11 protein-coding genes and 1 pseudogene are annotated in these 12,081 nt (G+C 51.9%); 5 read left to right on the top strand and 7 right to left on the bottom strand.

Going from position 1 to position 12,081, the window contains the following annotated elements:
* Positions 1–274: 274 nt before the first annotated feature.
* Positions 275–2,317 carry a peptidyl-dipeptidase Dcp gene (gene dcp / locus ABVN44_RS11910; protein WP_000106261.1) on the bottom strand — a complete coding sequence of 681 codons (2,043 nt, stop codon included), beginning with the start codon at positions 2,315–2,317 and terminating at the stop codon, positions 275–277.
* Between the two features lie 138 nt (positions 2,318–2,455).
* Between dcp and ydfG the strand changes: the two genes are divergently transcribed.
* The 3 genes from ydfG (at position 2,456) to ydfZ (ending at position 4,403) form a co-directional block, all read left to right on the top strand.
* Positions 2,456–3,202, top strand: coding sequence for a bifunctional NADP-dependent 3-hydroxy acid dehydrogenase/3-hydroxypropionate dehydrogenase YdfG (gene ydfG / locus ABVN44_RS11905; RefSeq protein ID WP_000636564.1), 747 nt, complete (start codon positions 2,456–2,458; stop codon positions 3,200–3,202).
* Between the two features lie 129 nt (positions 3,203–3,331).
* Complete coding sequence (locus ABVN44_RS11900; RefSeq protein WP_000215562.1) at positions 3,332–4,018, top strand: GntR family transcriptional regulator; 687 nt, start codon at positions 3,332–3,334, stop codon at positions 4,016–4,018.
* Positions 4,019–4,199: 181 nt separating this feature from the next.
* The gene (ydfZ, locus tag ABVN44_RS11895; protein ID WP_000989267.1) at positions 4,200–4,403 is read left to right on the top strand and encodes a putative selenium delivery protein YdfZ; all 204 of its coding nucleotides are present in this window, start codon (positions 4,200–4,202) and stop codon (positions 4,401–4,403) included.
* 66 nt (positions 4,404–4,469) lie between these two features.
* On the opposite strand, the gene ABVN44_RS11890 is transcribed toward ydfZ, so the two are convergent.
* From ABVN44_RS11890 to ABVN44_RS11870, 5 genes and pseudogenes are all read right to left on the bottom strand, one after another.
* Positions 4,470–5,936, bottom strand: coding sequence for a mannitol dehydrogenase family protein (locus ABVN44_RS11890; RefSeq protein WP_023231933.1), 1,467 nt, complete (start codon positions 5,934–5,936; stop codon positions 4,470–4,472).
* Between the two features lie 143 nt (positions 5,937–6,079).
* Positions 6,080–7,459 (bottom strand): annotated as a pseudogene (locus tag ABVN44_RS11885) (MFS transporter).
* Between the two features lie 53 nt (positions 7,460–7,512).
* Positions 7,513–8,532 (bottom strand): Zn-dependent oxidoreductase, encoded by a 1,020-nt coding sequence (locus ABVN44_RS11880; RefSeq protein ID WP_023231934.1) that lies wholly within the window; start codon positions 8,530–8,532, stop codon positions 7,513–7,515.
* A 10-nt stretch (positions 8,533–8,542) separates the two neighbouring features.
* Positions 8,543–9,757 (bottom strand): starvation-sensing protein RspA, encoded by a 1,215-nt coding sequence (rspA, locus tag ABVN44_RS11875; RefSeq protein WP_000706265.1) that lies wholly within the window; start codon positions 9,755–9,757, stop codon positions 8,543–8,545.
* Positions 9,758–9,878: 121 nt separating this feature from the next.
* Positions 9,879–10,205, bottom strand: a complete 327-nt coding sequence (locus ABVN44_RS11870) for a YnfA family protein (RefSeq protein WP_000921389.1) — start codon at positions 10,203–10,205, stop codon at positions 9,879–9,881.
* Positions 10,206–10,357: 152 nt separating this feature from the next.
* On the opposite strand from ABVN44_RS11870, the gene ABVN44_RS11865 reads away from it, so the two are divergent.
* Both ABVN44_RS11865 and speG read left to right on the top strand, forming a co-directional pair.
* The gene (locus ABVN44_RS11865) at positions 10,358–10,699 is read left to right on the top strand and encodes a DUF1283 family protein (RefSeq protein ID WP_001066440.1); all 342 of its coding nucleotides are present in this window, start codon (positions 10,358–10,360) and stop codon (positions 10,697–10,699) included.
* Between the two features lie 35 nt (positions 10,700–10,734).
* On the top strand, positions 10,735–11,295 hold the full coding sequence (gene speG / locus ABVN44_RS11860) for a spermidine N1-acetyltransferase (protein WP_000199997.1): 561 nt from the start codon (positions 10,735–10,737) through the stop codon (positions 11,293–11,295).
* Positions 11,296–11,335: 40 nt separating this feature from the next.
* Here the strand turns inward: speG and ABVN44_RS11855 are convergent, their stop codons facing one another.
* On the bottom strand, positions 11,336–12,046 hold the full coding sequence (locus ABVN44_RS11855; protein WP_000743122.1) for a YnfC family lipoprotein: 711 nt from the start codon (positions 12,044–12,046) through the stop codon (positions 11,336–11,338).
* Positions 12,047–12,081: the final 35 nt, after the last annotated feature.

Here is a 12,081-nt window from a genome sequence, read left to right as displayed (position 1 = left end):
AATCTAGTCGCCCTGTGCGCAGTGTCAAATTCATTTCTGCATTATTTACATAATGCCAATGCATGGCGGAAAATATATTTTTTGAAAACATCAACAGCGAAGCGGTAATAAATCTTTGGCAATCAAGCCACCACGGGAAAATAAGTAGAAAAATCCGAATGCACGCCCTCTTTATATTCAGACAATTTAACCCCATAAATTTAACTGGCTGTCATCAGAAGTGCAGGATTCATTTTCAGGCGGTTGTTCGACAGTGCCGAACAACCGTATCAGCTTAGCGATCGAGCCCACGATATTGCAACATGGGGTCAATATGCGGTTCATGTCCCCGCCAGGCTGAATAAAGCGTTTCTAAATCAGTACTATTCCCCCGGGAAAGGATAGCATCACGAAAACGCTGCCCGTTTTCACGCGTCAGGCCGCCCTGCTCTACAAACCATTGATAACCGTCATCCGCTAACATTTGCGTCCACAGGTAGGCGTAGTATCCCGCTGCGTAGCCGCCGCCGAAGATATGGGCAAAATAACTGCTGCGATAGCGGGGCGGCACTGCCGGTAAATCAAGATGCTCGGCGGCCAGCGCCTGCTGCTCGAACTCAGCGACAGACTGCTCTGCTACGCTCTCCTCCAGCATATGCCAGCGCATATCCAGCAATGCGGCGCCGAGCAATTCAGTCATATCGTAACCTTTATTAAATAAACTCGCCTTGCGCATTTTTTCCTGTAAATCAGCAGGCATTTTTTCACCGCTGTCGACATGACGCGCGTAGCGTTCGAACACACGTGGATGGCTCGCCCAATGCTCATTAATCTGGGAGGGAAACTCGACAAAGTCGCGGGGCGTATTGGTACCTGAAAGCGTGGCATAGCGCTGGACGGCGAACAAACCATGTAACGTATGACCAAACTCATGGAAGAGCGTAATAACGTCGTCCCAAAGCAGTAATGCAGGCTGCCCATCAACCGGTTTCTGATAGTTACAAACATTGTATATAACGGGCCGGGTTTCGTTGAGTGTGGATTGCTCGACAAAATTCCCCATCCACGCGCCACCGCTTTTCGAGTCCCGCGCGAAGAAGTCGCCATAAAATAACGCCATGCCGACACCATCGGAGTCGAAAATCTCCCACACCCGAACATCAGGGTGATACACCGGAATGTCAAAACGCTCGACGAAGGTGATGCCGAATAGCTGGTTGGCGGTCCAGAAAACCCCCTCTTGCAAGACCGTATTTAAGGCAAAATAGGGCTTCAGTTGCGCTTCATCTAACGCATATTTTTCCCGCCGTACCTGTTCGGCATAGAACATCCAGTCCCAGGCCTGAACGGTGTAGCCGCCCTGCTCACCATCAATGACGTTCTGAATTTCCGCCTGTTCATTGAGTACACGCTGACGCGCTGGCGGCACAATGCCACGCATAAAGCTCAGTGCGGCTTGCGGCGTTTTCGCCATCTGATCGGCCATTTTCCATGCGGCATAATTGGGGAAACCCAGCAGTTTTGCCTGACAGCGACGAATCTCTACCAGACGCTGAACGATAGCGCGGGTATCGTGGGCATCTCCTTTTTCCGCCCGAGTCCATGACGCTGCGAATAAATTTTCGCGGGTCTGGCGATCGCGCAGCGTAGCAAGCGCAGGCTGTTGCGTCGTATTAAGGAGCGGAATGAACCAGCGCTCCTCCAGGCCTTTTTCACGCGCCGCTTCAGCAGCGACGGTCATTTCTTCCGGGCTTAATCCTGCCAGGCAATGCGCGTCATCTACCGCCAGCCCGCCCGCTTTACTTGCCGCCAGCAGACGCTGATTAAACTGACTCATTAAGGTCGCGGATTCAGTATTCAATACCTTCAGTCGCGCTTTATCCTCTTCGGCAAGCTGCGCGCCTGCCAACACAAAACGCTGATGGATAACATCGACCAACCGTAGCGACTCATCATCCAGCCCCAGTGAGTGACGCTGTTGCCAGACGGCGTCCACGCGAGCGAATAACGCGCTATTCAGATAAATATCGTTGGAGAGCGCCGCCAGCTCGGCAGAAAAGGCCTCATCCAACCGCTGGAGTTCATCGTTAGTGTGCGCAGCCGTCATCGCGAAAAAAACGCTGGTGACGCGTGACAGAAGCGCCCCGCTTTGCTCCAGCGCCAGAAGCGTATTCGTAAAGTCAGGGGCCGCCGGATGATTGACGATGGCCTCGATTTCTACGCGTTTTTGCCGCACGCCCTCATCAAAAGCAGGACGATAATGGCAATCTTTGATCCGATCAAAACGCGGTGCCTGATAAGGCAACATACTCTGGTCTAACAAAGGATTCGTCGACATTTTTCACTCCTGAAAATAGGTTGATCATAAGAGTAAGCTTCCCCCTATGCTGACCGCAACCGTGTTAACCAGGATTACCCTTTCATAAACGCCGCGTGCTATGGTAATACAACACAAAAAGCGTTGAGGAACTGTGTGATGATCGTTTTAGTAACTGGAGCAACCGCAGGGTTTGGCGAGTGCATTGCACGCCGTTTTGTTGAGAATGGACATAAAGTCATTGCCACGGGACGTCGTCATGAACGCCTGCAAGCGTTAAAAGATGAGCTTGGCGAGAACGTATTGACCGCCCAACTGGACGTGCGCAACCGCGCGGCCATCGAAGAGATGATGGCCTCTCTGCCTGCGCAGTGGCGCGATATTGATGTGCTGGTCAATAACGCCGGTCTGGCGCTGGGTCTTGAACCGGCGCATAAAGCCAGCGTAGAAGACTGGGAAACTATGATCGATACTAATAATAAAGGCTTAATTTATATGACCCGCGCCGTGCTGCCAGGAATGGTCGAACGTAATCGCGGTCATATCATTAACATCGGTTCAACCGCCGGCAGTTGGCCTTATGCTGGTGGCAACGTCTATGGCGCGACGAAAGCCTTTGTGCGCCAGTTTAGCCTGAATTTGCGCACGGATTTACACGGCACGGCGGTTCGCGTGACCGACATTGAACCGGGTCTGGTTGGCGGTACCGAGTTTTCCAGCGTCCGTTTCAAAGGCGACGATGAGAAAGCGGGTAAAACTTACGAAAATACCACCGCGCTCACGCCAGAAGACATTACCGAAGCGGTATGGTGGGTGGCCACGCTCCCCGCGCATGTGAATATTAATACCGTTGAAATGATGCCTGTTACCCAATCCTTCGCAGGGCTCAGCGTCCACCGTAGCTAAGGGGTTATACCCGGTCTGCGGGCCGGGTAATCCCTGGCAAACGTATCTGCAACCAGAAACATGATCGGTATAGACCGCCACGGAAAAGTGGTAGAGTATCCGGGTCAACCGCCTAAAAAGTAAGAATGAATGACCGTCGAAACGCAGCTTAACCCTACACAGCCTGTCAACCAGCAAATTTACCGTATTCTTCGGCGTGATATCGTGCATTGTCTTATCCCGCCTGGCACGCCGCTATCAGAAAAAGAGGTCTCAACCCGTTTTAACGTTTCGCGTCAACCGGTGCGCGAGGCTTTTATAAAGCTGGCGGAAAATGGGTTGATTCAGATCCGCCCTCAGCGCGGTAGTTATGTGAATAAGATTTCGCTTTCTCAGGTACAGAATGGCTGTTTTGTACGGCAGGCGATCGAATGCGCGGTGGTCCGCCGTGCGGCGGCGATGATTACCGACAACCAGTGCTATCAACTGGCGCAAAACCTGCACCTGCAACATATTGCCATCGAGCGCAAACAGATTGATGATTTTTTCCAGCTTGATGACGATTTCCACCAAAAGCTGGCGCAGATCGCCGATTGCCAGTTAGCGTGGGATACCATTGAAAATATCAAAGCGACAATCGACCGGGTTCGCTATATGAGTCTGGATCATGTTTCTCCGCCGGAGATGTTGTTGCGCCAGCACCATGATATTTTCTCCGCGCTGGAAAATCGTGACGGCAATGCGGTTGAGAGCGCAATGACCCAGCATTTGCAGGAAATTAGCGAATCCGTCCAGCTTATCCGTCAGGAAAACAGCGGCTGGTTTAGCGAAGACTAACCCCCCTTTAACGTCGGGGTGAGACGCCTTCTCCGCTTTCTCACCCTGCACATTCCCGCCTAAAAAGCCGTGAGCTTGATCAAAAACAAAAAAAATTCGCAACGATAAGCGTATTTATATGACGCCCGTCATGCGGGGAAACCTGCGGGCTTTGGCTGTAAGTTTGAAAGGAGAAAACACCATGATGACATACGATCGTAACCGTAACGCAATCACTACCGGTAGCCGGGTCATGATAAGCGGCACGGGTCATACCGGGATTATCAAAGCCATTGAGAGCGAAGGTCTGGATGCAGGTCAAATTCGCCGCGGCAAAACGGTGATTGTCGAAGGTTGTGAAGGTAAATTCGCGCCGGTCGAACTGATTCGTCTTGGCATGAACTGATACCACTGGCCGCTAAGAACCGCTCCGGCCTTCCCGGTAGCATAATGCTACCGGGTCTCTGTTGCGCTACTTCAACCGCTCGGCATATTTCGCCACGCTCGCTTTCGCGCCATATGTCAGTAAACTGTCATAGGCTTCTTGCACTTTTTGCGTAAACCGCGCCACCTGCGGCAAATCGTTGCCGAAAATTTCAGCCATTCCCAGCAGCGCCTTAACACGACTGGCGCCTTCTTCACTGTTTGCCACGGCGCGCTGAATAACCGGCAATAGCGGATCGCTAATGTCGATCGCCTTGCCCTGTTCATCCACGCCGCCAACGTAACGCATCCACCCCGCCACGCCCAGCGCCAGCAAATCAAAATCGCTATGATTAGCAAGATGCCAGCGAACGGAGTCCAGCATACGCTGCGGAAGTTTCTGGCTACCATCCATCGCAATCTGCCAGGTACGATGACGCAGCGCCGGATTACAGTAACGCGCAATCAACTGATCGGCATAACGCTGTAAATCTACCCCCTGGACTTTCAGCGTTGGTGCCTGCTCGCGTAACATTAACGCCTGCGCGGTCAGACGATAGTTGTCGTCGGCCATGCAGTCATTAATATGCTGATAGCCGGCAAGATACCCCAGATAAGCCAGGAATGAATGACTGCCGTTAAGCATTCGCAGTTTCATCTCTTCAAACGGAACCACGTCGGCGACCAACGTCGCGCCCGCGTTTTCCCACTGCGGACGCCCCGCCACAAACGTATCTTCTATCACCCACTGGCGAAACGGTTCACAGGCAACGCCCGCCGGATCGCGCACGCCGGTCAGCTGTTCGATTTTATCCAGCGTCTCCGGCGTGACCGCAGGGACAATCCGATCAACCATGGTTGACGGAAATGTCACGTTTTGCTCGATCCATATCGCCAGTTCCGCATCCACCTCCCGGGCGTAAGCCGTCACAACCTGACGCGTCACATGCCCATTTTCCGGCATGTTATCGCAGGACATCACGGTAAATGCCGATAAGCCTGCGGCTTTACGACGCGCTAACGCTTCGACAATAATACCCGGTGCCGTTAGCGGTTGATGCGGATTTTGCAGGTCGGCGGCAATCATGGGATGTTCCAGCAGAAGTTGGCCCGTGGCTGGCGAATGACAATACCCTTTCTCGGTAATAGTCAGAGACACAATCGCTATTTGCGGTTCGCACATCGCCGCCAGCACACGTTCCAGACCATCAACCTGAACATGCAACGCCGCTTTGACGACGCCCACCACACGCGCCGTCCAGGCATCCGCCGACATCTCCGCCACGGTATAGAGGTTATCCTGCTGCTTTAGATCGGCAATCTGCTGTTCGCCGCCAATAAGATTAACCTCATAATAGCCCCAGTCGCTATGCTGCTCCGCAGCCAGAATATCTGTATAAACCCCCTGATGCGCGCGATGAAACGCGCCAAAACCGAGATGGACCATCCGCGCCGCCAGCGCCGCGCGATCGTAATCAGGAAGCGTCGCCTTTGCCGATAAAAGCCTGTTTTGCATTTTATAACCTCTATATTCTGAAAGCGGAACAGTCGCAGAGTAACGCCTGCCCTGGTGCATTTGGATTTACGCTAATTAAACAAAAGTGACCGGACAGCATGGCCGAAACCGCATTAGCGTTCCGGCCATACCGCCAACACGATTTAACTCGTCTGAGTTGCGGAGTGGCGTAACTTCTCTGCCGCTGTCGCTTCCGCCGCATCCTCAGGCAAGCTCAGATCGCGATCTCTGACCTCCGGCATCAACAACGCAGAAATCAGACCAATACACGAGTAGAGCACCAGCATAATTAAGATGGGCAGCCAGGAATCGGTCATGTTACAAAAGATCCCTGCGAGGACGGGGCCAAAACCGACCGCCACCAGCCCCCCTGCCTCTTTTGAAATCGCCATCCGGGTGAAGCGATTACGCGATCCGAAAATTTCCGCCATGGTGATGTTTTCCAGCGCAAATAATCCCAGCACGGCAAAGTTATGAATAACAATGAGCGCCGCCATAATTACGCCAGGGCTATACGTTTTATCTACCACAATAGACAGCATCGGCCAGGCGAGAATAATCGCGGAGATATTCAATATTATATACGGCAGCCGACGGCCGTATTTATCGGACAACTACCCTAATAGTGGGATAGTGATAAAACCAATTACGGAACTTATCATTAACGCATCGGTTGGGATAGATTTGTTAAATAATAACGTCTGAACTAAATATCCGGCAAGGAAGGTTTGAATAAGTCCGGAATTCCCCGCTTGTCCAAAACGTAAACCTGTGGCCAGCCAGAAAGATTTGCTGGTAAACATCGCGCCCAATGTATTTTCTGACGCAGGCGTTAACGCTGGCGATTTTTCACCTTCGCTTACTTTTTCGAATACCGGACTTTCTTTCAGATTCATTCGCAGCCAGATCGCGAATATCATGACAACGACGCTCGCCAGGAAAGGAATACGCCATCCCCAGGCGATCAGTTGTTCGCGTTCAAGCGCAAAGAACATCACCGCCCAGATCGCCGTCGCGCTCAACGTACCGCAGTTGGTGCCCATCGCGACCAGCGAGGAAATGATGCCACGCTTTCCTTTCGGCGCATACTCGGCCAGCATGGTACCCGCGCCGGAAATTTCCGCCCCGGCGCCCAACCCCTGTATAATTCGCAATGTCACCAGTAATACTGGCGCAAAAATGCCGATTTGCGCATACGTCGGCAGTACGCCAATCAGCGTGGTGCAGATCCCCATCATGGTGATGGTAATAAACAATACTTTTTTTCGTCCGATGCGGTCGCCCATTTTACCAAAAACAAAGGCGCCGATAATTCTGGCTATATAACCTGCACCATAGGTGCCCATTGCCAGAATAAGCGCCATCGCGGCAGACTGTTCCGGAAAAAATATCTCATGGAAGACCAGAGCCGCGCCTAGTGAATATAACTGAAAATCCATAAATTCAAGCGCGGTGCCTAACCAGCCAGATACGGCAGCGCGCACTAAATCCTGAGTCGATCGTTCATGCTTTATTTGTGTCATATAGGCAATCTCTAAGAGGTAAGATGCGTACCACTTACTCGCAATTATTTATATTATTTCGCAAAAGTGAGTAAAACTTTGCAGCATTGACGCTGGTCTTTTTCAAATAATTCAATCGCGTCAGTGACATGTTGATAATCAAATGTATGCGTTATCAGCTTATCCGGATCAATAAGCCCTTTACTCAGCCAGTCAATCACGACCGGGAATTTATTGGCATTAAGACGCGATGAATAAATAGCCAGCTCTTTTCCGGTAATACCCTGCTGTACAATCTCACACGGGTCGCTGGAAAATCCCATCAGGACAATGCGTGCCGCAGGCGATGCAAGGGTAATCGCCTCTTGCAGGATAGCGGGATGACAGGCGGCATCGACAATCAAGGTCGGTTTTAGTGCCTTCTGCTGTAGAAATTCCGCCAGTGAATGTTGACCATTATTGAGGGTCCAGTCAGCGCCGCTCTGCTTCGCCATCGCTAAACGCTCTTCAATGCGATCAACGACTATGACCGTTTTGACCTGATAAACCCCCTTCAGCGCCTGTACGGTCGTCAGTCCCATCGGGCCTGCGCCATAGATAAGCGCCACGTCCTGCTCGGTCGGATTCACTTGCCCCGTCACATTTGCCGCAATGGTAAACGGCTCAACCATGACGGCATGATGATCTGCGATGTTGTCCGGTATGCGATGAGCATTACGGGCCGGCGCCACCGCATACTCGCTGAAACCGCCGTCACGATGCACGCCCAGCACCACCAGCGAGGTACACACATTGGGTTTACCGACTGAACAAGGGTAACAATGCCCGCAACTGATCACCGGATCGACGGATACCCGTTCTCCTATCCGGTCGCAATTGACGTTGTCGCCTACCGCGTCGATGACACCGAAAAATTCATGGCCTATGACACGGGGATATTTTGCAAAGGGATTATGTCCCCGATAAATATGACTGTCGGAACCGCAGATACCCGCCAGTTTCACTTTAATACGAACTTCACCCGGCGCAGGCTGCGGAAGCGCGCGCGTTTCGATAGTTAATGTATTCGGTTTTTCGATTACGATGCTTTTCATTTTTCGCTCCTTACCAGTTCCACAGTGTGCCGTCTTCCAGGCGGGCCACCGGCAAATAGGCTGGATCGTACGGATATTTCGCCGCCAGTTTTTCATCGAACTCAATGCCCAGTCCTGGCTTGTCGCCCGGATGCATATAGCCGCCCTCGAACGTCCAGTTATGCGGGAAAACCTCCAGCATCTGTTCGGAGTAGCCCATATACTCCTGTACGCCAAAGTTAGGCACCCACAGGTCGAAATGTAATGCCGCGGCCATACAAACCGGCGACAGATCGGACGGCCCATGCGAACCGGTACGCACCTGGTAGAGCGAGGCAAAATCGGCAATGCGGCGCATCCCGGTAATACCACCGGCATGGGTAAGCGTGGTGCGGATATAGTCAATCAATTGCTCTTCAATGAGCTGTTTGCAATCCCAGATACTGTTAAAGACTTCGCCTACGGCAATCGGCGTGACCGTATGCTGGCGGATGAGGCGGAAGCACGCCTGATTTTCAGCCGGCGTCGGGTCTTCCATCCAGAACAAACGATAGTCTTCAATACATTTGCCAAAGCGGGCAGCCTCAATAGGCGTCAGCCGGTGATGCATATCGTGCAGAAGATGTTCATTAAACCCGAACGTATTACGCACGGCGTCAAACAGCTTTGGCGTAAAATCGAGATACTTTTCTGTTGACCACAATTGTTCTTCCGGCCACTGGCCTTTTGTCGCGGGCTCATAGGCCAGCCCCTTGCCTTTCGCCATGCCGTAGGTGGTTTTCATCCCCGGAACGCCGCACTGCACGCGGATTGCTTTGAACCCTTGCTCTTTATGACGCGCGTAGTCTTCCAGCACATCGTCGATGGTGTGGCCTGTGGTATGGCAATACACCATGACGCCTTCACGCGAAGCGCCGCCGAGTAACTGATACAACGGCATATTGGCGGCTTTGGCTTTAATATCCCATAGCGCCATATCAACCGCGGAAATGGCGGACATGGTGACAGGGCCACGGCGCCAGTACGCGCCTTTGTAGAAGAACTGCCAAATATCTTCGATGCGGCGAGCATCCCGCCCGATGAGCTGTGGGCACAGGTGATCGGTAAGGTACGAGGCCACCGGGAGCTCGCGTCCGTTCAGGGTGGCATCCCCCAGACCGGTGATCCCGTCTTCCGTGGTTATCTTTAAGGTGACGAAGTTACGCCCTGGACACGTAACAAAAACTTCAGCCCCTACAATCTTCATTTTTATTCCTTACATCGCATTATGGGATGCAGGAAATTTACCCAACTGAGCTACTACCATACAAGTATATTGATGTAAAAAGCGCTGCCAGATCACAAAATGTTCTGGTCGCGCGGCAATGTTACGTACGTCCCCATCCGACGACGATAATCAGCATTCCACACAGCGCGATCAGCGCGCCGCACCAGTCATAAACCGTGAGCCGGACGCCATCGACAACACGTAACCACAGGAGCGCAGTACAGACATATACCCCACCGTAAGCCGCATAAACCCGCCCACTCGCCGCCGGATGCAAGGTCAAAAGCCAGACGAATAACGCGAGTGACGCGGCGGCGGGCAGAAGCCACCACACGCTGGCGCCGCGCTTAAGCCATAGCCAGGGAAGAAAACATCCAATGATTTCACAGAGGGCGGTGACAAAGAAAAGCAGAGTCGTCTTTAGCATGAGATTCATTTGGTTACGAAATGATAAGTGATAATACAACAGAATATCGTTACGGTTATCCGGCCATTCTTGTGTATATGCCAGGCATAAGGATTGGTGTAGAATTTACAGGTGGTTTACCGCTTTTTCCCCTCTAATGAAAGGATGTTGTGATGAACAATACGCTGAGCAAACGCCTGTGCCTGACGGCAATGCTTACGTTGGCGGCCGTTGTATATACTACTTCCGCATTCGCTGAAACCAGTAAACTGGTGATTGAATCGGGAGATAGCGCACAAAGTCGTCAGGAAGCGGCGATGGAAAAGGAACAATGGAACGACACTCGCAGTCTGCGTCAGAAAGTGAATACCCGCGCAGAAAAAGAGTGGGACAAAGCCGATGCCGCCTTTGATAACCGCGATAAATGCGAGCAAAGCGCCAACATCAACGCCTATTGGGAACCCAATACGCTGCGGTGTCTGGATCGTCGTACAGGTCGCGTTATTACGCCCTGATGCAGGATAACTAAAAGGAAGTGTAAGGATACAGTATGACAAGTGACTACAAGGTCAGACTGCGCCCGCTTGAGCGTGAAGATTTACGATTTGTCCACCAGCTTGATAATAATGCCAGCGTTATGCGTTACTGGTTTGAGGAGCCGTATGAGGCTTTTGTCGAACTGTCGGATCTCTACGACAAACACATCCACGACCAAAGCGAACGGCGCTTTGTCGTCGAATGCGATGGTGAAAACGCCGGGCTGGTAGAACTGGTGGAAATTAACCATGTGCATCGGCGGGCGGAATTTCAGATTATTATCTCGCCGGAGTACCAGGGAAAAGGCCTGGCGTCACGCGCGGCCAAACTGGCGATGGATTACGGATTTACCGTACTCAATCTCTATAAATTGTATTTGATCGTCGATAAAGAGAATGAAAAAGCGATTCACATCTACCGTAAACTCGGCTTTAGAGTAGAAGGCGAGCTGATTCATGAGTTCTTCATTAACGGCGAATACCGTAACACCATCCGCATGTGTATCTTCCAGCAGCAGTATCTGGATGAACATAAAACGTCCGGTTCTACGCTCCTGAAACCCACCGCGCAGTAAACGCGGCGCGGCAGTCACGGAGAGTCGCACCGCGCCCGGTTTAGTAGTAATCGATACGATTTTTAATGGTGTAATGGTGGGATACTGCCGGCTTAACGCTCTCATCGACGATAACAAGCCGGCAGTCAACAGGGTTCGCGTACGCATCATATTCGCAGCTCTGTGTGACGTTGCCGACCTGTCGATCATCCACCCGGCTGACTGCCGTGTAATCCAGCTTTTTACGCGGGTCCGCGGAGGGTTTTGCCGTCACAGAGAGCGTATTCTGCGAGTTTATGGTTGTCTTACCTAGCGGATAACCTTCGCTATCATAGCGATACTCGACTTTCATCTCTTTGCCCGTCGCCGATACCACAAAACCGTTGTCGTCCGTTTCCCAAGTCACGCCCGCCGAAGGCAACGCCGCCAGCTGGCACTTACCCTGTAACTGCACCTTTTTTTCCAGCGTCTGAGCATCCCGGTAATAATTGGCATCCAGCACGAGCGCCAGCCCCGTATTATTCTCCAGATCGTGTAACTCAAGCGTATCAAAACAGCCTTCCTGTGAAAGCGTACCGGTGACCTGCTTCGCCACTTCGCCATTCTCACTCATCAATGTCTGGCTGAAATCCTTTACCGGACCACGTAATGGATCAAAATCAAATTCGTTCGAAAAACTGGCCATTTCCGGCGTAAAAGACTCAAGGGATTTCGGGTTATCACAACCTGCCAGTATCATGCACAATAACGTCAGTAGAAGGGGTTTCTTCACACGTATCACCAGGATGAAAAGATATTTATCATCAT

The organism is Salmonella sp. SJTUF15570, from assembly GCF_043357055.1.
Lineage (GTDB): Bacteria > Pseudomonadota > Gammaproteobacteria > Enterobacterales > Enterobacteriaceae > Salmonella > Salmonella enterica.
The sequence above is the reverse complement of the archived record's forward strand: the minus strand, read 5'-3'. Positions and strand labels throughout refer to the sequence as shown.